The sequence below is a fragment of the Enterobacter sp. SENG-6 genome (assembly GCF_001605945.1).
Classification (GTDB): Bacteria; Pseudomonadota; Gammaproteobacteria; order Enterobacterales; family Enterobacteriaceae; genus Enterobacter; species Enterobacter cloacae.
In genome coordinates, this window is record NZ_LOMM01000015.1 from 1 (window position 1) to 21,905 (window position 21,905).

Consider the following 21,905-nt stretch of genomic DNA (forward strand, 5'->3'; position numbering starts at 1 on the left):
TTTTCTCTGCTGACCCGGCGGCGTGTGTGCCGTTGTTCCGTGTCAGTGGAGGCGCATTATAGGGAGTTATTCTGAAGTGACAAGCACAAAATACAAAAAACATTTCGTTCGCTCACTTTTCAAACTCCACGCTTAAATACGCCGCGATTCGGGTGATAAATGCGCGATTTCCCGGGCAAAACTGCTCACCTGCGTCCAGTCGGTATAAACCACTTCTTTACGCGTATCGGTTTCACCGCCGGTCATTTTCATAATCAGCCGAATCATAAAGCGGTCATACCAGCGATAGCGGGGATAACGCAGCGCCCCTGCAAAGACGGCACACAGGTCTGGCTGCCACGGCGAATTCAGCAAAAACTTACGCGTGTAGCTGTTGGTCTGCGGTGTACGCTTTTCAGGTTTGCGGGCCACCAGATTGACCGAGTAGAACGCCCCGGGCAGCTTATTGAGCGCTGCCGTATGCTTTTTCACAAAGCGATCCAGCGCAGGATGGAAATGCCCGTAACGGATAGACGCCCCAATCACCACGCGGTCGTAATCCTGCCAGGCGATTTGCTCCGTACGGTTCAGGTTCACCACATCAGAGTAAATGCCCAGCTCTTGTAGTTCAGAAGCCAGATAAGAGGCAATCTCACGCGTTTGCCCGTCTCGCGTAGAGAATAGAATAAGTGTTTTCACCGACGACTCCTTACTCGCGCCAGAATGTTGGGGTGAACAGCACCAGCAGCGTAAAGACCTCAAGACGCCCAAACAGCATATTGGCGATTAGGATCCATTTCGCGACCGGGTTCATACTGGCAAAGTTATCCGCCACGACCCCCAGGCCAGGCCCGAGGTTATTAAGTGTTGCCACAACGGACGCAAAGGCAGAGAAATCATCCACCCCCGTCGCGATGATTGCCAGCATACTGACGATAAAGACCAGGGCATACGCCGAGAAGAATCCCCACACCGCTTCGAGAATACGTTCCGGCAGGGCACGGTTGCCCAGCTTGATGCTATAGACTGCATTCGGGTGAACCAGGCGTTTTAATTCACGGTTCCCCTGCTTGAAGAGCAGCAGAATACGAATCACCTTCAGGCCACCGCCCGTCGACCCTGCGCAACCACCAATAAATGCCGAGCACAGCAGCAGCACAGGCAGGAACAGCGGCCAGCGCGCAATGCTGTCCGTGGTAAAACCTGCGGTTGTCGCCATCGACACCACCTGGAAGAACGCCTGGTTTAGCGTGGTCAATGCCGAGTTATAGACATCATGGAACCAGAGCACCAGCGTACAGATGACCACCAGCGTGAGCTGGACGCCAATAAACATACGGAACTCCGGGTCGCGCCAGTACACCTTCAGGCTACGTCCGCTGAGTAATGAGAAGTGTAGACCGTAGTTACAGCCGGAGATCAGCAGGAAAATAGCAATAATGGTGTTGATCGTTGGACTATCAAAGTAGCCCACGCTGGCATCGTGGGTAGAGAACCCGCCGATGGCGATTGTCGCGAAGCTGTGCCCGATGGCATCGAACGCGGGCATACCGGCAAACCACAGCGCCAGCGCACAGGCAACGGTCAGTAAAACATAAATCAGCCACAGGGTCTTCGCCGTCTCGGCAATACGCGGGCGCATCTTGTTATCTTTCAGTGGCCCCGGCATTTCTGCCCTGTACAACTGCATGCCCCCGACGCCCAGGATAGGAAGGATGGCAACCGCCAGAACAATGATCCCCATACCACCGAACCATTGCAGCATCTGGCGATAAAAGAGAATGGCGTGGGGTAACGAATCCAGCCCAACCAGCGTAGTCGCGCCGGTAGTCGTTAAGCCGGAGAAGGATTCAAAAAAGGCATCCGTGATGCTCAGATTGGGCTGTTCAGAGAAAATAAAGGGCAGCGAACCGACGCTTCCCAGCACCGTCCAGAACAGCACCACAATCAGAAACCCTTCACGTGATTTCAGCTCACCTTTCTGACGACGGTTTGGCCACCACAGCAGCGAGCCAATCGCCAGCGCAACAAAGAAGGTCTGGGTAAATGCCCGCCCCGCGCCGTCCCGGTAGATAAGCGCCACCAGTCCTGGGAGAATCATTGTCCCGGAAAAAAGTATGACCAGCAGTCCAACGATTCGGGTTATGGCACGAAAATGCATCTCTGCCGCTTCCTTTGGTATTCAAAAAGTGAGGTGGGGATTATTCTTCAATCGGCAGCAATTGCAACGAACCGCGACTAAAATCCGCCAGTTTTGCCGAAAAAGCAGCCTGTTCAGCCTGAGGAAGCGCCACGCGCAATTGCACCATTGCCTGGTAATCACTGTGTGCAATCACACCGTTAAACTGTTTAAGCAGCGCTTCGACACCCGATAGCTGGGCGTAGTCGCACAACAAAGTATATTCGGTGAGTGGCGTTTTGCGGGTAGTGACCAACATATTAAGCGCCTGCTGTACGCCCCCGCCATACGCTTTCACCAGCCCACCGGTACCTAATAAAATGCCGCCGTAGTAGCGAACAACCACGGCGGTGATTTCACCCACGCCACTGCCCATGAGCTGGGAAAGCATAGGTTTACCGGCAGTACCCGCCGGTTCACCGTCATCAGAAAAACCCAGCTGCTGCGAATCGTTTGGCGGCCCGGCGACCCACGCCACGCAGTGGTGACGGGCGTCGGGATGCGCAGCGCGGACAGACTCAACAAACGCCTTTGCCGCCTCTACGCCATCGGTGTGTGCCAGCAGCGTAATAAAGCGGCTTTTCTTGATTTCTTCAACAAAGGTGACCGGCTCAGCCGGTATCAGCCAGCTTTCCATCAGGCCAGCTTCAGGTCTCGCGTCATATTCTCGATACCGTTCTCATGAATCACGACGTTATCTTCGATACGAATACCGCCAAACGGCTTCAGCGCGTCAATTTTTTCCCAGTTGAAGTGCTTGCTGAACTGACCTTCGCGCCATGGCGCTAACAGCGATTCGATAAAGTAGATCCCCGGCTCGATGGTCAGCACCATGCGCGGCTCAAGGATACGCGTGCAGCGCAGGTAAGGATATTTAGACGGCGCGGCGAGGTGCGTGCCGGTATCATCCTGCATAAAGCCCGCAACATCATGAACCTGCAGACCCAGCGGGTGGCCGATACCGTGCGGCATAAAGGGTCCGGTCAGATCGTTTTCGACCATCGCCTCTTCGCTCATGTCTTTCACGATCTGGTGTTTACGCAGCAGTTTAGCAATGCGCTGATGGAACTGGATATGGTAATCCACATAGCTGGTTCCGGCTTTCATGGTGCTGATAAGCGCCAGTTGCTCATCGTTAACGTCTTTAATCAGATGCGCAAAATCGGTATCCGCATTGGCCGCCCAGGTACGGGTCAGGTCAGCCGCGTAGCCGTTGTACTCTGCGCCTGCGTCCAGCAGGAAGCTGCGCATCTCAGACGGCACATGGTGATCCAGTTTGGTGTAATGCAGCACAGAGGCATGCTCATTCAGAGCGACGATGTTGCTGTAAGGCACATCGGTGTCACGGTGACCGGTCGCGGTGAGGTACGCCTGATTGATATCGAACTCGCTCATACCGGACTGGAAGGCTTCATGCGCTGCACGGTGACCATTCACCGCCGTTTTTTGCGCTTCACGCATGCAGTAAAGTTCGTAGTCGGTTTTATACGCGCGGTAATAGTGCAGGAAATCCAGCACTCCTTTCGGGTTGAGTTTGTCCGCCGGGATATCCAGACCCAGCGCACGCTCCGGGACCGGGCCAATGTAGACAATATTGCCACGCGCGGCAGGCAACTGGCTGCCAATACCGTCGGCTTTTGGTAAAGCCATGACCTCCACTTCTTCTGTCCAGAAGCTGGTCGGCAGCGGCTCAACGTTGTGCCAGTAATCCACAGGCAGATAGAACCACAGTTTCGGCTTGTTCACGCCATCCACCAGCAACCAGCAATTTGGCACCTGTGTTACCGGCACCCAGGCTTTAAACTGCGGGTTAACCTTAAACGGATACGCATGGTCATCCAGGAAGGTATTCATCAGCTCGCCCGAGTGGATTAACAGCGCATCCAGCTTAAAGCGGGCAAGTACATCACGGGTACGTTCCTGTAGGGTAACGATATGATTTTTATAAAGCGAAGCCAGTGAGTCCATCATTCTTCCTTTCGTTTTTTTGACCTCAAGTCCTCGCATCTTAGCACACCTGTCTCCGGCTGCGTGATTTCCACCGACCGTGATCAATGCAGCAATTTCTTAATGAGTAATTTGCATTTTATTAACATAAATCCCACACTCCGACTCATCTGGTATGACCAGATCCACTTGCTGGATTCAGGAGACTGACATGCTCTACAAAGGCGACACCCTGTACCTCAACTGGCTGGAAGATGGCATTGCCGAACTGGTGTTCGATGCCCCCGGCTCAGTCAACAAGCTCGATACCGCGACGGTGGCCAGTCTTGGCCAGGCGCTGGATGTACTTGAAAAGCAAACTGATTTAAAGGGGCTGCTGCTGCGCTCGAACAAAGCGGCCTTTATTGTTGGTGCCGATATCACCGAATTTCTTTCACTGTTCCTGGTGCCTGAAGAACAGCTGAGCCAGTGGCTGCACTTTGCCAACAGCGTCTTTAATCGTCTGGAAGATCTGCCTGTCCCGACCCTTTCCGCCGTTAACGGCTACGCGCTGGGCGGCGGCTGTGAATGCGTGCTGGCCACCGACTACCGCCTCGCCACGCCGGATCTGCGCATCGGCCTGCCGGAAACCAAACTGGGCATTATGCCGGGCTTTGGCGGCTCCGTACGTATGCCGCGCATGCTGGGTGCCGACAGCGCGCTGGAAATTATTGCCGCAGGTAAAGATGTTGGCGCAGAGCAGGCGCAAAAAATCGGCCTGGTTGATGGCGTCGTGAAGCCAGAAAAACTGATTGAAGGCTCCCTCGCCATTCTGCGTCAGGCCATTAACGGCGATCTCGACTGGAAGGCCAAACGCCAGCCGAAACTGGAGCCGTTAAAGCTCAGCAAGATTGAAGCAGCCATGAGTTTCACCATCGCCAAGGGCATGGTGATGCAGACGGCGGGTAAACACTACCCGGCGCCGATCACGGCGGTGAAAACCATCGAAGCCGCAGCCCGCTTTGGCCGTGACGAAGCCCTGAAACTCGAAAACCAGAGCTTTGTCCCGCTGGCACATACCAATGAAGCCCGCGCGCTGGTGGGTATCTTCCTCAACGATCAGTTCGTGAAAGGTAAAGCAAAACAGCTGACGAAAAACGTTGAGACGCCAAAACATGCGGCGGTACTTGGCGCTGGCATTATGGGCGGCGGCATCGCTTACCAGTCCGCCTGGAAGGGCGTGCCGGTGGTGATGAAAGACATCAGCGAGAAATCCCTGACGCTGGGGATGACCGAAGCGGCCAAGCTGCTCAATAAACAGCTGGAACGCGGCAAAATTGACGGTCTGAAACTCTCAGGCGTGATCTCTACTATCCAGCCCGTACTGGAATACACCGGTTTTGACCGCGTAGATGTGGTGGTTGAGGCCGTGGTAGAGAACCCGAAAGTGAAGAAAGCGGTACTGACCGAAACGGAAGAGAAAGTGCGTCCGGAGACCGTACTGGCCTCTAACACCTCGACGATTCCGATTAGCGAGCTGGCAAGCGTCCTGAAGCGCCCGGAAAACTTCTGCGGAATGCATTTCTTCAACCCGGTGCACCGCATGCCACTGGTTGAAGTGATCCGCAGCGAAAAAACCTCTGACGACACCATCGCAAAAGTGGTGGCGTGGGCCAGTAAGATGGGCAAAACCCCGATTGTGGTCAACGACTGCCCGGGCTTCTTTGTCAACCGCGTACTGTTCCCTTACTTCGCTGGTTTCAGCCAGCTGCTGCGCGACGGCGCGGACTTCCGCAAAGTCGACAAAGTGATGGAAAAACAGTTCGGCTGGCCGATGGGGCCGGCGTATCTGCTGGATGTGGTTGGCATTGATACCGCGCATCACGCGCAAGCGGTTATGGCGGCGGGCTTCCCACAGCGCATGCAGAAAGATTATCGCGATGCGATTGACGCCCTGTTTGACGCCAACCGCTTTGGTCAGAAAAACGGTCTGGGCTTCTGGCGCTATAAAGAAGACAGCAAAGGCAAACCGAAGAAAGAAGAAGATCCGGCGGTGGATAGCCTGCTGGCCGGGGTTAGCCAGCCAAAACGTGACTTCACGGACGATGAAATCATCGCCCGGATGATGATTCCGATGATCAACGAAGTGGTGCGTTGCCTGGAAGAAGGCATTATCGCCAGTCCGGCAGAAGCCGATATGGCGCTGGTCTATGGCCTGGGCTTCCCTCCGTTCCACGGTGGCGCGTTCCGCTGGCTGGATACGCTCGGCAGCGCCCGCTATCTCGATATGGTGCAGCAGTATCAGCACCTCGGCCCGCTGTATGACGTGCCGGAAGGGCTGCGTAATAAAGCGCGCCATAACGAATCCTATTACCCAGCAGTTGAGCCAGCCCGTCCGGTTGGCGAGCTGAAAACGGCTTAAGGAGTCACAATGGAAAAGGTTGTCATTGTTGATGCGATTCGCACCCCGATGGGCCGTTCAAAAGGCGGCGCATTCCGTAACGTGCGTGCAGAGGATCTCTCAGCGCACCTGATGCGTAGCCTGCTGGCGCGTAATCCGGCGCTGGACCCGGCTGCGCTCGACGATATCTACTGGGGCTGTGTGCAACAGACGCTTGAGCAGGGCTTCAACATCGCCCGCAATGCTTCGCTGCTGGCGGAGATCCCACATTCGGTGCCGGCAGTTACCGTCAACCGTCTGTGCGGCTCCTCAATGCAGGCACTGCATGATGCGGCGCGTATGATCATGACCGGTGACGCGCAGGCCTGCCTGGTCGGCGGCGTGGAGCACATGGGCCATGTGCCAATGAGCCACGGGGTCGATTTCCACCCGGGCATGAGCCGTAACGTGGCGAAAGCCGCAGGAATGATGGGCCTGACCGCTGAAATGCTGTCCCGCCTGCACGGAATTAGCCGTGAAATGCAGGATACCTTCGCCGCGCGTTCTCATGCTCGTGCATGGGCCGCCACGCAATCCGGCGCGTTTAAGAATGAGATCATCCCGACCGGCGGCCATGATGCTGATGGCGTTCTGAAGCAGTTCAGCTACGACGAAGTGATCCGCCCGGAAACCACCGTTGAAGCGCTATCCACCCTGCGTCCGGCGTTTGACCCGGTCACCGGTACGGTTACAGCCGGTACCTCGTCGGCGCTGTCTGACGGAGCGGCCGCGATGCTGGTAATGAGCGAAAGCCGCGCCCGCGAGCTGGGGTTAACGCCTCGCGCCCGGGTGCGCTCAATGGCGGTGGTAGGCTGCGATCCTTCTATCATGGGTTACGGCCCGGTTCCGGCCTCGAAGCTGGCGCTGAAGAAAGCGGGATTGACCACCAGTGATATCGACGTGTTCGAGATGAACGAAGCCTTCGCCGCGCAGATCCTACCGTGCATTAAAGATCTGGGGCTGATGGAGCAGATCGACGAGAAAATTAACCTCAACGGCGGCGCGATCGCCCTCGGTCACCCGCTGGGCTGCTCCGGGGCGCGTATCAGCACAACGCTGATTAACCTGATGGAACGCAAAGACGCGCAGTTTGGTCTGGCAACGATGTGTATTGGGTTGGGTCAGGGTATCGCAACGGTGTTTGAGAGAGTGTAAGGCTATAACGTAGGCCCGATAAGCATCGCGCCATCGGGCTTTTGCCGGGAGGCGCTGCGCTTTCCCGGCCTACGAGAGGTACCTCGCCGCAAGTAACACCATTTGCGAAGAGAGACAGTTTAGTTGCCGTTCTTCCCGCCTGTCAGGGGCGGGTTTTTTATTTAGATAAACGCAAAAGCATCGCCAAACAGACGATCTTCACGCGCATCACGTTCGTTACAGAACAGGTCACGGGCAATTTTCGCCATCTCAAAGCGGCCAGCGATATAGATATCGTGCCCTGCCAGCGTGCCATGATCCTGCAGTACCGCCGTTAGCACTGTGCCGCTACGCCCACGCCAGCCCTCTTCCGGCTGCTCAACCACCGGTTCAACACGCAGGTTGGGATGGTTAACGCTCAGCGCTTCAAGCTCAGAGAGATCGTAGAGATGTTTCTCTTCGCGGCCACCCCAGTAGATAGTGATATCACGGTTCGGGTTACGCGCCAGGGCCGTCAACAGAATAGAGCGCACGTAGGAGAAGCCTGTACCACCGGCAATCAGGATCAGCGGACGGTCTTCATCGTCACGCAGCCATGCATCACCGTGGGGAATATCCACCACGATCTCGCGCTCTTTTAGAATGCGGTCCATGACGGCCATTGCATACAGGTTAAGCTCTGACGCACCAATATGAAGCTCAATAAATTCCTGCTCCGCTGGCGTTGAGGCCATAGAGAAAGGACGCTTATCACGTTCATCCATCACGACCATCAGGTACTGACCAGCACGGAAAGAGAATGCCGCTTCAGGCACTAAACGGACGCGATATACGGTGTCGGTGATAGCATCTACCGAGGTCACTTTACAGCTTAAGGTTGTCATTCGCTCTCTCTGTCGGGAAGTCTATAGGGCTTAACGGTCAGCCTGCGGTTTACCGTTATTCATTATGGCCAGTTCGTCCCAGATCGCGTCAATTCGCGCGGTCACAGCAGGATCTTTCTTGATCGGGCGACCCCATTCACGGTCGGTTTCGCCAGGCCATTTATTTGTGGCATCCAGTCCCATTTTTGAGCCAAGACCGGAGACCGGCGAGGCAAAATCCAGATAATCTATCGGCGTGTTTTCCACTAACACCGTATCGCGCGCCGGATCCATTCGCGTGGTAATGGCCCAGATAACATCATTCCAGTCGCGGGCGTTAACGTCATCATCGCAGACAATCACAAATTTGGTATACATAAACTGGCGCAGGAAAGACCATACGCCCATCATCACGCGTTTAGCGTGACCAGGATACTGCTTCTTCATTGTGACCACCGCCAGGCGATACGAGCATCCTTCCGGCGGCAGATAGAAATCAACAATTTCCGGGAACTGCTTTTGCAGGATCGGCACAAACACCTCATTCAGCGCCACGCCCAGTACTGCAGGTTCATCCGGTGGACGTCCGGTATAGGTGGAGTGATAAATCGCATCTTCACGCTGGGTAATGTGCGTGACGGTAAACACCGGGAAGTTATCCACTTCGTTATAATAGCCCGTGTGGTCACCGTACGGACCTTCGGGTGCCAGCTCGCCCTGTTCAATGTAACCTTCCAGGACAATCTCTGCACTCGCGGGCACTTCGAGGTCGTTAGAGATACACTTCACGACTTCCGTTTTGGTGCCACGCAGCAGTCCTGCAAAGGCATATTCAGAGAGTGTATCCGGCACTGGCGTTACCGCGCCCAGAATGGTGGCGGGGTCGGCCCCTAACGCAACTGAGACCGGAAAACGCTCGCCCGGGTGTGCAGCGCACCACTCCTGGAAATCCAGCGCGCCGCCGCGATGCGACAGCCAGCGCATGATGAGCTTATTCTTGCCAATCAGCTGCTGGCGGTAAATACCCAGATTTTGACGCTCTTTATGCGGCCCGCGTGTGACGGTGAGCCCCCACGTAATGAGTGGCGCGGCATCTTCAGGCCAGCACTGCATGATCGGGATTTTGGTCAGATCTACCGCATCCCCTTCCAGCACTTTCTGCTGGCACGGCGCGCCACGCAGACGTTTGGTTGGCATGTTCAACACCTGCTTAAACTGCGGCAGCTTATCGAACAGATCGCGGAAGCCTTTCGGTGGCTCCGGCTCTTTCAGAAACGCCAGCAGTTTACCCACTTCACGTAACGCCGTGACGTCCTCCTGGCCCATGCCCAACGCCACACGGCGAGGGGTTCCAAACAGGTTGCACAGCACCGGCATTGAATAACCCTTCGGGTTTTCAAACAGAAGCGCCGGGCCACCGGCACGCAGGGTGCGGTCAGCAATTTCTGTCATTTCCAGATAAGGATCGACAGGAAGCGTAATGCGTTTGAGTTCGCCCTGCTTTTCCAGCAGCGTCAGGAAGTCGCGGAGATCGTGGTATTTCATGCAGTTAATCATGGCCTCTCTGTAAGCGCTTCATTATACGGCGTAAGCCTGCGTGATGCTGTAATTTTGTTAAATTAGCGTGAACTTCTGCATCCTGTTCCCTTTTCGGCCATTATAATCAACTTAGCGATCCCGCCAGGGTTTTGATATGCTTGCGCCCGAAACTAAGGGAAAGAGTGATTATGCAGGCCTGGTATTTACTGTATTGCAAACGCGGGCAACTTCAGCGCGCGCAGGAACATTTAGAACGTCAGTCTGTAAATTGCCTGACACCCGTGATCACGCTTGAAAAAATGCAGCGCGGGAAGCGCACAACCGTCAGTGAGCCGCTATTTCCGAACTATTTGTTCGTGGAATTCGACCCGGAAGTGATCCACACCACCACCATCAGCGCCACGCGCGGCGTCAGCCATTTTGTTCGTTTTGGTGCGCACCCGGCAACGGTGCCTTCGACGGTGATCCATCAGCTTTCGGTTTATCAACAACCTGAAGATATTACCGACCCGGAAACCCCGTACGCGGGAGACAGCGTCGTCATCACCGAAGGTGCCTTCGAAGGCCTGCAGGCGATTTTCGCCGAGCCGGACGGTGAAGCACGCTCCATGTTATTGCTCAATCTGCTTAATAAGCAGGTGCTACAGAGCGTGAAAAACACCGACTTCCGCAAAGTTTAAAAATCAATGCCAAACAGGCGACGCACGTTGTCATCCGTCTGCGCAGATAAACCGTGCGGATCCTCTCCGCGCCACTGCGCCACGCTCGTGACAATATGCCCCAGCCATGCCGGTTCGTTACGTCGCGATGCCGGTTTTGGTTTGATATCACGCGGCAATAAATAAGGCGCGTCGGTTTCGAGGAGCAACCGGTCGGCCGGGATCACCGGCAACAGTTCGCGAAGCTCCAGCCCGCGGCGCTCATCGCACACCCAGCCGGTAATCCCCAAATAAAGCCCACGATCCAGACAGTCCAGCGCCTCCTGACGTGAACCGGTAAAACAGTGCAGCACCGCGCCTGGCAGTTTATCCAGCCAGGGATCCAGCAGCGCGAGGAAGCGCTCATGCGCGTCGCGACAGTGCATAAACACCGGCATTTCAAGCTCGGCCGCCAGGGCAAGTTGCGCCGTAAACGCTTTTTCCTGCTCGGCAGGGGTGGAAAAATTACGGTTGAAATCGAGCCCACATTCCCCGATAGCCACCACTTCGGCAGTTTTCGCCAGCCTGTGAATGATTTCAGCGCTCTCCGACGTCCACTGGCTGCTGTCATGAGGATGCACGCCCGCCGTAGACCAGCAGCGATCGTAGCGTTGGGCCAGCTGTTGCGCCTGCTCGCTTTCATGCAGGTTGGTGCCTGTCAGCAGCAGCCCTTTTACGCCGGCGGCAAACGCGCGCGCCACGACGTCGTCGCGATCTTTCGCAAACTGTGAACTGGTCAGGTTAAGTCCAATATCAAACATGCAATTCCCCATATGACAACCGCCCTGACGGGCGGCTGGTTTTACTCTTCAGTGCTCTTTTCAGAGACGTCGTCTTCGTCCTCTGATCGACGCCCTTTCCCCACATAGAAACGTGAGAAGAAGACGCCTACCTCAAACAGACAGTACATCGGTATGGCCAGCAGCGTTTGCGAGAAGACATCGGGCGGCGTCAGCAGCATGCCGACCACAAATGCGCCGACCAGAATATACGGACGCTTTTTACGCAGGTCTTCTGGTGTGGTTACACCCACCCAGCAAAGCAGCACAATCGCAACCGGCACTTCGAACGCCACGCCGAATGCCATAAACAGCGCCATCACAAAGCTGAGGTAGCTGGCAATATCGGTCGACACCTGTACCCCTTCCGGCGCGGTATGCGTCAGGAAGCCAAAGGCCAGCGGGAAGACAACAAAATAGGCAAACGCCATGCCGATATAGAACAGCAGCGAGCTGGAGACTAGCAGCGGGATCACCAGTTTGCGTTCATGCTTATACAGAGCGGGCGCCACAAACGCCCAGATCTGATACAGCAGGATGGGTGCAGAAGCGATCAACGATACCCAGAACGTGAGCTTAATGGGCGTAAAGAACGGCGAAGCAACGTCCGTCGCGATCATCGTTGCGCCCAGCGGCATCTGCCTTATCAGCGGCGCGGAGACAACCTGGTAGATGTCATTGGCGAAATAAACCAGGCATAAGAAAATAACGAAAACCGCAATAATGCAGTTTAACAGGCGCTTACGCAGCTCAATGAGGTGCGTAATGAGCGGTTGAGTATCATCTACTGCCATGTTTACGCTTTATCACTCGACGAGGGGGATGATTCGGTAACAGGCGCGGCGGGCTTTGCTTCAGCCGCGTTGACCACAGGGTCTTCCGGCTGCGCCTGTTTTTTCAGTTCAGGTTCCTGCGGCGTATGTTCAGGCGCGGTGGCCTGATGCTCCGCGCTGGCAGGCGTTACGCCCTCTCGCTGCGCTTCACTATTTTTCACCACCGGGTTATGGATGGTGTTCGCTTCATCGCTCGCTTTTTCAGGATCGTTAACGCTGTACGAGCGCTTCATGGATTCTGCCGCTTCGCGCAGTTCATCCATGGAGGCTTTCAGTTCCGGCGTCAGGTTATCCATGCTCGCCTTCTCAACCTTTTTCAGGCTTTCCTGAAACTCCTGCAGCTTAAGTTCCTGCGCCAGCTCGTTCTGTACGGTGGATGCCAGCGAACGAAGCGCACGCACCCACCCCACAACCGTTTTTACTGCAACGGGTAAACGCTGTGGCCCCAGCACGATGAGGCCAATCACAAAGACCAGCAGCAGCTCACTAAAACCAATGTCGAACACGACTTACACCTGCTCTTTATCGTGGCGTTTAGCGTCTTCCTTTTTGGCATCTTCTTGCTTGTCGGAGATGGATTTAGCAGTAAAGTCAGCGTCCTGGCTGGTTTTATCCTGCTTGCTCTCATCATCGCTCATTGCTTTCTTGAAGCCTTTGATAGACGCGCCCAGATCGGAACCGATAGAACCGAGCTTTTTGGTGCCAAACAGCAGCACGACGATGACGGCAATAATGACTAATTGCCAGATACTGATACCACCCATACATATTCCTCAGAGATAGATGATTAATTAGTCAGACCGCATTATACGTATGCGACCTGGTGATAGCGATGCCTGTTCAGCGCGTCTTTCTCCAGCCAACGAACCAGACCACTATTCCGGCAGCCATTAGCCAGGCGGGCATCATCTGCCAGTCCGGACGGTTGATTAACAACAACGTACCACTGAGCAGCAGGGTTGCGCCAATGCCAAACAGATAGCGAGACTGGCCCTGGCGTACGCGGTTCGACTGAAGCTCGTGGGCGATTTTATCCATGCTGAGCTGAAGGTTCTTGCTCTGACGCAAACTGTCATACACCAGTTCAGGAAGTTCCGGCATTTTTTCAACCCAGAACGGGGCTTTCTCTTTGAAAGCTCGTACCAGAGCCGGAATGCCAACCTGATCCTTAATCCAGGATTCCAGGAACGGTTTCGCGGTCTTCCACAAGTCTAACTGAGGATAGAGCTGTCGACCTACACCTTCAACGTAAAGTAATGTTTTCTGAAGTAAAACAAGCTGTGGCTGCACTTCCATATTGAAGCGGCGAGCGGTGTTAAACAGATTCAGCAACACGTGACCGAACGAGATTTCCGCCAGCGGTTTTTCAAAAATCGGTTCACAGACTGTACGGATGGCAAACTCAAACTCTTCGACATTGGTGTCCGGCGGAACCCAACCTGAGTCAACGTGCAGTTCAGCCACTTTACGGTAGTCACGATTAAAGAAGGCGATAAAATTCTCCGCCAGATAACGCTTATCTTCTTTATTGAGCGAGCCGACAATACCGCAATCAATGCCGATATATTGCGGGTCGTCCGGATGCTCATAGCTCACAAAGATATTGCCCGGATGCATGTCTGCGTGGAAAAAGCTGTCGCGGAAGACCTGAGTAAAGAAGACCTGTACGCCACGTTCGGCCAGCAGCTTCATGTTCGTTCCCTGTTTCTCCAGGGCCACGACATCCGAGACGGGAATACCGTAAATACGTTCCATGACCATCATGTTCTGGCTGCAGTAGTCAGAATAGACTTCAGGAACATACAGCATCGGGCTGTTTTCAAAATTGCGCCGTAGCTGAATGGCGTTTGCCGATTCGCGCAGCAGGTTTAGTTCATCGATCAGCGTTTTTTCATATTCCCGTACCACTTCCAGCGGGCGCAGGCGGCGTCCGTCAGGGAGCAGACGCGGAACCCAGCGCGCCAGACGATAGATAAGCTTCATGTCCGCTTTGATGATCGGCAGAATATCCGGGCGGATAACTTTGATCACGACTTCTTTGCCATTCTCTTTCAGACGCGCGGTATGCACCTGGGCAATAGAAGCAGAAGCCAGCGGCTGAATGTCGAAATCGTCGAACCAGGTCTCAACAGGAATATTGCCCATCGCCTCTTCGATCTGTTTTTTCGCGCGCACGCCGTCAAACGGGGCCACGCGATCCTGCAGCAGTGCCAGCTGATCGGCAATCTGGGGCGGGAAAAGATCGCGACGGGTCGAGAGCATTTGGCCGAACTTAATCCATACCGGGCCCAGCTCCTGTAGCGCCAGACGCAGGCGTTCACCCAGCGGCTGTCCTTTGTGGCGATTAGGCATCCAGAACAACATCCGCCGCCAGATACGAAGCGGCAGCGTGATACGCATTTTGGGGATAAGCTCGTCGAGCCCGTAACTCAAAAAGGTGTGGACGATAAAATAGAGGCGCCGAATTTCACCAGGCGTCATTTGCCCTCCAGTTTTTCCAGCCGTTTGGTTAACGCATCAACCGCACGTTCAACAGCCGCAGTCTCTTCCGCGAACCAGGCCACTTCCAGCGGTCCGGGGGCCATACGCCACTCTTCAGTCAGCACTTCTGCCGCATAGCGCTGCTGACGTTGCAAGCTTTTACGCAGGAAGGCGGTACCACCATGCAGGGCTTTGCCGATCCCTTCCGCTGCAATGTCGCCAATAAACGGGGCAAGCAGTTCCGCCGGGTCAAACTCGGCCAGATCGCTGAGCGCAACGAAATTTTGTACGACCTGAATGTCGCCTTCCACTTCCAGCTCACCGCTGCGGATCAGCGCCGTCAGCTGCTGGCGGTCACGCAGTTTTGGCAGCACACTCATGCGCGTGATGACAGAGCAGTCGGCGTCTCCTTCCCACTCCCCCAGAACATCAAGCTGGCGTTCGCTGAAGACCAGCACAAGCGGCGTCGAGAACTCTTTTAAAACGATCCGCAATACCTTCCCGTTAAGTCGCAGCCGCGCTGCTTTTAGCGCTGGCGCACGATAGAGAAAGGCATTCAGTACATTCTCGATGCCTGCGGTGACTAAGGGTTTAAAGGGCACAGGACACCTCCACTCAGAACTTATAACCGCGATGCAGTGCGACGACACCCGCCGTCATGTTGAAATACTCAACGTTTTCAAACGCCGCATCCTGCATCATGGCCTTCAGGGTGTCCTGATCCGGGTGCATGCGAATGGATTCCGCCAGATAGCGGTAGCTTTCTGCGTCGTTTGCCACCAGTTCGCCAATACGCGGCAGAACATGGAATGAATAGGCGTCGTAGGCTTTGCTCAGTGGCTCGATAATCGGTTTGGAGAACTCAAGCACCAGCAGACGTCCGCCCGGCTTCAGCACGCGATACATTGAGCGCAGCGCTTTTTCTTTATCGGTGACGTTACGCAGGCCAAAAGAGATAGTGATGCAGTCAAAGGTATTGTCCGGGAACGGCAGCGCCTCGGCGTTTGCCTGCACATATTCCACATTCCCCACCACGCCGATGTTACGCAGCTTCTCACGCCCCATTTTCAGCATGGAGTCGTTAATATCAGCCAGAACAACACGCCCGGTTTCACCCACCAGACGGGAGAATTTCGCGGTCAAATCGCCCGTGCCGCCGGCAAGGTCCAGTACCGTTTGTCCACGACGCACACCGCTACAGTCGATGGTGAAGCGCTTCCACAAGCGATGAATGCCGAATGACATCAAGTCATTCATCACATCGTACTTCGCCGCCACGGAATGAAATACGTGGGCCACCATGTCAGCTTTCTGCGCTTTGGCGACAGTCTGAAAGCCAAAGTGCGTTGTGTCTTGTGAATCGTCAACCATCTCAGAGCCTGCTTATCAGTAAAATGTTCGTGAAGTGTAACAGATTGGGCGCGTTTGCCCTACGTTTCAACCACCACGTAAGAAACGCGCCTGATGCGGGTCTGGCGATAACTCTGCCGTTAACTCGTTGTCTTCACTGTCTCTCTTTTGTCCATCAGCGCCTTCGCGCAGGCGAAACTCTTCGTCCTGTACCGTGGCTTGCTCAACCAGTTCCGGATTAATCTCGCGTTTAACCTCCACTCCCAGGCCGCGGAAGGCTTCAGCTTGCGCCAGCAGATTACCCCGCCCGGAGGCGAGTTTTTTCATCGCCTGGCGATAGTTATCCTGCGCGCGGTCCAGGCTTTGCCCGACCGAGGACATATCATCCACAAAGAGGCGCATTTTGTCGTACAGCTTGCTGGCGCGATCGGCAATCTGCTGCGCGTTGCGGCTCTGATGTTCATAGCGCCACAGGTTGGCAATGGTGCGTAACGCCACCAGCAGCGTGGTGGGGCTGACCAGCATAATGTTGTTTTTCAGCGCTTCAGTTATCAGTTCCGGCTGTCTGTCGAGTGCCAGCAGAAACGCAGGCTCTACCGGGATAAACATCAGAACATAGTCAAGCGAGCGCAAACCCGGCAACTGCTGATAGTCTTTTCTGCCCAGAAGACGAATATGGTTCCGCACGGAGGCAATGTGCTCCTGCAACGCCGATTCGCGGGTGTAGTCATCCTCCGCGTTAAAGTAACGCTCATAGGCCACCAGCGTCATTTTGGCATCAATCACCACATCTTTACCCTGCGGCAGACGCACAATGACATCTGGCTGCATTCGCGAGCGGGCATCGTTTTCTATGCTGACCTGGGTTTCGTATTCATACCCTTCGCGCAGTCCAGAGGCTTCCAGCACCCGCGTGAGGACGACTTCACCCCAGTTACCCTGCGTTTTGTTATCCCCTTTCAGGGCGCGGGTCAGGTTGACCGCTTCCTGCGCCATTTGTGCATTCAACTGCTGCAGATTACGAATTTCGTGTGCCAGGGTGTGCCGCTCGCGGGCCTCCTGACCAAAGCTGTCCTGCACCTGACGACGGAAACCGTCCAGTTGCTCACGCAGAGGCGTCAGGAGACTGTTCAGACTCTGGCGGTTTTGTTCGTCAACGCGGCGGTTGCTGTGCTCAAAAATGCGGTTCGCGAGATTCTCAAACTGTTCGCTGAGGCGCTGCTCGCTGTTCATCATCTGGCGGATTTTGTCTTCCGCATGCAGTTGAGTGGATTCCAGGCGGGTCGTGACTTCACGGAGATCGGCTTCCAGTGAGGTGTTGATATCACGCAGATTGCGCAGTTCGTTGTTGAGTAACTCGCACTCGTCTCGCCAGTGTTCACTCAGCGCAAGTTGCTGTTTTGTCGCGCTTAACTCGGCGACTATCTCTTCACGCTCTGCCAGCTGATCGGCCTTTTGCTGCGCGTGCTGATAGCTGGAAATCAGCCAGCCTATCGCCACGCCCGCGAGCGCAATCACCGCGTAAATCAGAATTGAGAGATCCACAATGCCCCCTGCATCAACGTATTACCGCACAAAATAAGATTGTGCTGTATAAACGTCCAGTTTGAAAGGGTTTTCCTGCGAGGCGCTACGCAAAAAATAAAGGCCGAACGTGTCGGCCTTTGATGTCAGAAGAGAGGATTAGATCAGACGACGGGCCGCTTCAACCACGATTTTTACCGCATGACTTTCGGTTTGTTTCATGGTTTCGGCGTTCGGGATTTCCTGCTGGGTACGGTTGACGATAACCCCCGCCACCATACCGGCACGCAGACCCTGGCTTGCGCACATGGTCAGCAGCGTTGCGGATTCCATTTCATAGTTCATCACGCCCATAGACTGCCACTCTTCCATAGAGCCTTTAAAACGGCTCACCACACGGCCAGAGAAGGTGTCGTAACGCTCCTGACCCGGGTAGAAGGTATCCGACGAGGCGGTTACGCCCACGTGCGTGGTTGCGCCAACGGATTTCGCTGCTTCAACCAGCGCCGTCGTACATTCAAAATCGGCAACCGCCGGGAATTCCATTGGTGCAAAGTGCAGACTCGCCCCATCCAGACGCACGGACGCGGTAGTCACCAATACATCACCCACGTTGATATGCGGCTGGATCGCACCAGTCGTCCCGATACGCAGGAACGTCCGGATGCCCAGCTGCGCCAGTTCTTCAACGGCAATGGAGGTAGATGGGCCACCGATACCGGTAGAGCACACAATCACGGCCTTACCATCCAGCTCTGCACGCCAGGTGGTGAATTCACGATGGGCTGCCAGCTTAACCGGCTTATCCATCAGCGCGGCGATCTTTTCCACACGCTCAGGATCGCCCGGGACGATCGCGAGCGTAGCCCCTTGTAAATCGTTTTTGGTGAGGCCGAGATGAAAAACATCAGACTTAGACATAGGTGACTCCTCTGTGGGTCGGTTAGTCAGAAGAAGTAAAACGGTACTTTACAGAAGCGATACGCATAATTTCGTGACACATCTCACCATGAATGAAAATGATTGCAGTAGATTTCCATAAAAAGGTGATTTACATCACATTAACAAGTTATATCGTGGTGTGCTGCACAAAAGATAGACCGTTTAAGGCACTGTGGGTTGTTAACCTGGTGTCTATATTTACCTTTGCGCTAACTCATTGGTACGGAGAATGCCATGACTGAAAAAACCGGTTTTGCACCTGCTGCGGCTCCGCATGCCTCAACCATCGTCTCAACGCCTGAAGACGCCATTACGGCGGGAGAGACCTCCATTCCCTCGCAGGGGGAAAATATGCCTGCTTACCACGCGCGACCAGCATCGGCAGACGGTCCGCTGCCGATCGTGATTGTGGTTCAGGAAATTTTCGGCGTTCATGAACATATTCGCGACCTCTGCCGCCGACTGGCGCTGGAAGGTTACCTGGCCGTTGCGCCAGAGCTCTATTTCCGTCAGGGCGATCCGAACGACTACAGCGATATCCCAACGCTTTTGAGCAACCTTGTCAGTAAAGTGCCGGATGCACAGGTGCTGGCCGATCTGGATCATGTTGCCAACTGGGCGGCGCGTAACGGCGGTGATGCGCATCGACTGATGATAACGGGGTTCTGCTGGGGCGGACGCATTAGCTGGCTGTATGCCGCGCACAATCCTCAGCTGAAAGCTGCTGTGGCCTGGTACGGTAAACTGGTGGGCGAAAAAACGCTGAACTCGCCAAAACATCCGGTTGATATCGCCACAGACTTAAATGCCCCGGTGCTGGGACTGTACGGTGGTCAGGACACGGGTATTCCGCTCGATACGGTTGAGACCATGCGCCATGCGCTACGCGCGGCGAATGCAAAGGCCGACATTGTCGTGTACCCGGATGCCGGACACGCGTTTAACGCCGATTATCGTCCGAGCTATCACGCGGAATCAGCCAAAGATGGCTGGCAGCGGATGCTGGCGTGGTTTAGCCAGTACGGCGGTAAGAAAGCGTAAACATAAAAGCCCGGTGGCGGCGATGCCTTACCGGGCTACATAATGGGATCGACTCTGTCTTAACCCTGACGCAAATTCTGCGCCGCTTTCACCATATTCGCCAGCGCCGCGCGGGTTTCAGGCCAGCCGCGGGTTTTCAGACCGCAGTCCGGGTTCACCCACAGGCGCTCTGCCGGAATGCGCTGGGCGGCTTTCTTCAGCAGGGCTTCGATCCACTCCACGCTCGGCACGTTCGGAGAGTGAATGTCATATACGCCCGGCCCGATTTCGTTCGGGTAATCGAACTCTTCGAATGACTCCAGCAGTTCCATATCTGAACGCGAGGTCTCGATGGTGATCACGTCGGCATCCAGTGCGGCAATGGAATCCATGATGTCGTTAAATTCGCAGTAACACATGTGGGTGTGGATCTGGGTGTCGTCCTTCGCCACTGCGGCATTGATGCGGAACGCTTCCACACCCCACTGCAGGTAGGCGTCCCAGTCGCTGCGACGCAGCGGTAATCCCTCGCGCAGGGCCGGTTCGTCAATCTGGATGATGCCAATGCCTGCCGCTTCCAGATCCGCCACTTCATCGCGCAGCGCCAGCGCAATTTGCCTGGCGATGGTTTCACGGGTCACGTCCTCACGCGGGAAGGACCAGCAAAGAATGGTCACCGGACCGGTCAACATGCCTTTTACCGGCTTGTCGGTCAGGGACTGGGCATATTTAGCCCATTCGACGGTGATCGGGTGCGGACGGCTGACGTCACCGATCACCACAGGTGGTTTTACACAGCGGGAACCATAGCTCTGTACCCAGCCGTTTTGGGTAAAGACGAAACCGTCCAGATGTTCACCGAAGTACTCCACCATGTCGTTACGCTCTGCCTCCCCGTGAACCAGCACGTCCAGGCCTAAGCGCTCCTGCTCCACAATCGCCTGTTTGATATGTTCCGCGATGCCGGTGCGGTAGTTAGCCGCATCAAGGTTGCCCTTTTTGAAGTCCAGGCGCAGGCCGCGGATCTCGGTAGTTTGCGGGAAGGAACCGATGGTGGTGGTTGGCCACGCAGGCAAGTTGAAACGGGCGCGCTGGGCTTCTGCACGCACTTCATACGGGCTTTGACGCTGGCTGTCCTGCGCGGTGATAGCCGCCAGACGTTTTTCCACCGCCGGGTTGTGAACGCGAGACGAATGACGACGGGCCTGAATCGGAGCGCTCCATTCGGTAATCGCCGCCGTGTCACCGCTGTTCAGGGCATCACGCAGCAGAGCCAGTTCTTCACATTTCTGCAAGGCAAAGGCAAACCAGCTTTTCACTTCCGCATCCAGGCGGGTTTCAACGCTGAGATCGATAGGGCTGTGCAGCAGTGAACACGAAGAGGCCACCCATAGTTCACGTTTGCCGACGATGTCCTTAATCTGAGCATATTTTTCTGTCAGATCGGCGCGCCAGACATTACGACCGTTTACCAGCCCGGCAGAGAGCAGCCACTCCGCTGGCAGGCGCTTGTGCAGTTCTGCAACATCATCTTTTCCATGCACCAGGTCAACGTGCAGGCCCTGCACTGGCAATTTGTTGATGGTACCGAGGTTCGGCGTCACACCTTCAAAGTAGGTGGTAAGCAGCAGCTTCACCTGCCCGGTCAGTGCATCGTAAGCCGGTTTGAAGGCATCGAGCCACGCTTGCGGCAGTTCGAGCACCAGTGCCGGTTCGTCGATTTGCACCCACTGAATACCGCGTTTGCCCAGCTCAATCAGCACCTGTTTGTAGACCGGCAGGATATCCTTCAGCAGGCTCAGACGATCGAACGGCTCGCCTTTGACTTTTCCTAACCACAGGTAGGTCACTGGCCCCAGCAGCACCGGTTTCACCTGGTGCCCCAGCGCCAGCGCTTCGTCCACTTCATCCAGCAACTGGGTCCAGGTCAGTTTGAACTGCTGACCTTTAACAAACTCCGGCACCATATAGTGATAGTTGGTGTTAAACCACTTGGTCATTTCCGCCGCTGCCGCTGGCTCACCGGTTGGCGCACGGCCACGGCCGATGCGGAACAGCGTGTCGATATCTACCGATCCATCGTTGTTCTGATGACGAGCCGGGACATTGCCAAGCAGCAGGCTGGTCGTCAGAACATGGTCGTACCAGGCGAAATCGCCCACCGGCAGCAGGTCTACGCCCGCCTGTTTTTGCTGCTCCCAGTGGCGGGCACGCAGTT

General features: G+C 55.3%; 20 protein-coding genes. 4 read left to right on the plus strand and 16 right to left on the minus strand.

Annotation, left to right across the window (positions count from 1 at the left end):
- Positions 1-132 precede the first annotated feature (132 nt).
- The 4 genes from hemG to pepQ are packed head-to-tail and all read right to left on the minus strand — an operon-like array spanning position 133 to position 4,126.
- A complete protein-coding gene (hemG, locus tag AX755_RS09140) occupies positions 133-678 on the minus strand; it encodes a menaquinone-dependent protoporphyrinogen IX dehydrogenase (protein WP_013099226.1) in 546 nt (181 codons plus the stop codon).
- 10 nt (positions 679-688) lie between these two features.
- The gene (gene trkH / locus AX755_RS09145; RefSeq protein WP_013099227.1) at positions 689-2,140 is read right to left on the minus strand and encodes a Trk system potassium transporter TrkH; all 1,452 of its coding nucleotides are present in this window, start codon (positions 2,138-2,140) and stop codon (positions 689-691) included.
- A gap of 40 nt (positions 2,141-2,180) precedes the next feature.
- Complete coding sequence (locus AX755_RS09150) at positions 2,181-2,795, minus strand: IMPACT family protein (RefSeq protein ID WP_062856629.1); 615 nt, start codon at positions 2,793-2,795, stop codon at positions 2,181-2,183.
- On the minus strand, positions 2,795-4,126 hold the full coding sequence (gene pepQ, locus AX755_RS09155) for a Xaa-Pro dipeptidase (RefSeq protein ID WP_062856630.1): 1,332 nt from the start codon (positions 4,124-4,126) through the stop codon (positions 2,795-2,797). The genes AX755_RS09150 and pepQ overlap by 1 nt, the downstream gene beginning before the upstream one ends.
- A 190-nt stretch (positions 4,127-4,316) precedes the next feature.
- On the opposite strand from pepQ, the gene fadB reads away from it, so the two are divergent.
- The gene (gene fadB / locus AX755_RS09160) at positions 4,317-6,506 is read left to right on the plus strand and encodes a fatty acid oxidation complex subunit alpha FadB (protein ID WP_062856631.1); all 2,190 of its coding nucleotides are present in this window, start codon (positions 4,317-4,319) and stop codon (positions 6,504-6,506) included.
- A gap of 9 nt (positions 6,507-6,515) precedes the next feature.
- Positions 6,516-7,679: an acetyl-CoA C-acyltransferase FadA gene (gene fadA, locus AX755_RS09165; RefSeq protein ID WP_020688730.1), complete on the plus strand. Its 1,164-nt coding sequence runs from the start codon at positions 6,516-6,518 to the stop codon at positions 7,677-7,679.
- Positions 7,680-7,840: 161 nt separating this feature from the next.
- Here fadA and fre read toward each other — a convergent pair whose 3' ends face one another.
- Positions 7,841-8,542, minus strand: coding sequence for an NAD(P)H-flavin reductase (fre, locus tag AX755_RS09170; protein WP_013099232.1), 702 nt, complete (start codon positions 8,540-8,542; stop codon positions 7,841-7,843).
- 30 nt (positions 8,543-8,572) lie between these two features.
- Positions 8,573-10,075, minus strand: a complete 1,503-nt coding sequence (ubiD, locus tag AX755_RS09175) for a 4-hydroxy-3-polyprenylbenzoate decarboxylase (RefSeq protein WP_161496900.1) — start codon at positions 10,073-10,075, stop codon at positions 8,573-8,575.
- Between the two features lie 173 nt (positions 10,076-10,248).
- Between ubiD and rfaH the strand changes: the two genes are divergently transcribed.
- Positions 10,249-10,740 (plus strand): transcription/translation regulatory transformer protein RfaH, encoded by a 492-nt coding sequence (gene rfaH / locus AX755_RS09180; RefSeq protein ID WP_013099234.1) that lies wholly within the window; start codon positions 10,249-10,251, stop codon positions 10,738-10,740.
- On the opposite strand, the gene tatD is transcribed toward rfaH, so the two are convergent.
- The 9 genes from tatD to udp all read right to left on the minus strand — a co-directional run bounded on the left by tatD (position 10,737) and on the right by udp (position 18,646).
- Positions 10,737-11,519 carry a 3'-5' ssDNA/RNA exonuclease TatD gene (tatD, locus tag AX755_RS09185; protein WP_062856632.1) on the minus strand — a complete coding sequence of 261 codons (783 nt, stop codon included), beginning with the start codon at positions 11,517-11,519 and terminating at the stop codon, positions 10,737-10,739. The two genes, rfaH and tatD, sit on opposite strands and share 4 nt — an antisense overlap.
- A gap of 41 nt (positions 11,520-11,560) precedes the next feature.
- Entirely contained in the window at positions 11,561-12,331 is a 771-nt protein-coding gene (gene tatC, locus AX755_RS09190; RefSeq protein WP_062856633.1) for a Sec-independent protein translocase subunit TatC, read from the minus strand.
- Positions 12,332-12,333: 2 nt separating this feature from the next.
- Complete coding sequence (tatB, locus tag AX755_RS09195) at positions 12,334-12,876, minus strand: Sec-independent protein translocase protein TatB (RefSeq protein WP_023621768.1); 543 nt, start codon at positions 12,874-12,876, stop codon at positions 12,334-12,336.
- Between the two features lie 3 nt (positions 12,877-12,879).
- Entirely contained in the window at positions 12,880-13,134 is a 255-nt protein-coding gene (gene tatA / locus AX755_RS09200; protein WP_013099238.1) for a Sec-independent protein translocase subunit TatA, read from the minus strand.
- Between the two features lie 76 nt (positions 13,135-13,210).
- The gene (gene ubiB, locus AX755_RS09205; RefSeq protein ID WP_020688734.1) at positions 13,211-14,851 is read right to left on the minus strand and encodes a ubiquinone biosynthesis regulatory protein kinase UbiB; all 1,641 of its coding nucleotides are present in this window, start codon (positions 14,849-14,851) and stop codon (positions 13,211-13,213) included.
- Positions 14,848-15,453, minus strand: a complete 606-nt coding sequence (ubiJ, locus tag AX755_RS09210; RefSeq protein WP_062856634.1) for a ubiquinone biosynthesis protein UbiJ — start codon at positions 15,451-15,453, stop codon at positions 14,848-14,850. The genes ubiB and ubiJ overlap by 4 nt, the downstream gene beginning before the upstream one ends.
- Before the next feature lie 13 nt (positions 15,454-15,466).
- Complete coding sequence (ubiE, locus tag AX755_RS09215) at positions 15,467-16,222, minus strand: bifunctional demethylmenaquinone methyltransferase/2-methoxy-6-polyprenyl-1,4-benzoquinol methylase UbiE (RefSeq protein WP_013099241.1); 756 nt, start codon at positions 16,220-16,222, stop codon at positions 15,467-15,469.
- Between the two features lie 66 nt (positions 16,223-16,288).
- Positions 16,289-17,746 (minus strand): DNA recombination protein RmuC, encoded by a 1,458-nt coding sequence (gene rmuC, locus AX755_RS09220; RefSeq protein WP_062856635.1) that lies wholly within the window; start codon positions 17,744-17,746, stop codon positions 16,289-16,291.
- Between the two features lie 138 nt (positions 17,747-17,884).
- Positions 17,885-18,646, minus strand: coding sequence for a uridine phosphorylase (udp, locus tag AX755_RS09225; RefSeq protein WP_003860792.1), 762 nt, complete (start codon positions 18,644-18,646; stop codon positions 17,885-17,887).
- A gap of 255 nt (positions 18,647-18,901) precedes the next feature.
- Between udp and AX755_RS09230 the strand changes: the two genes are divergently transcribed.
- Positions 18,902-19,708, plus strand: coding sequence for a dienelactone hydrolase family protein (locus tag AX755_RS09230; protein ID WP_013099243.1), 807 nt, complete (start codon positions 18,902-18,904; stop codon positions 19,706-19,708).
- A 59-nt stretch (positions 19,709-19,767) separates the two neighbouring features.
- Here the strand turns inward: AX755_RS09230 and metE are convergent.
- A partial coding sequence (gene metE / locus AX755_RS09235) for a 5-methyltetrahydropteroyltriglutamate--homocysteine S-methyltransferase (protein ID WP_231883354.1) occupies positions 19,768-21,905 on the minus strand: 2,138 nt, incomplete at its 5' end.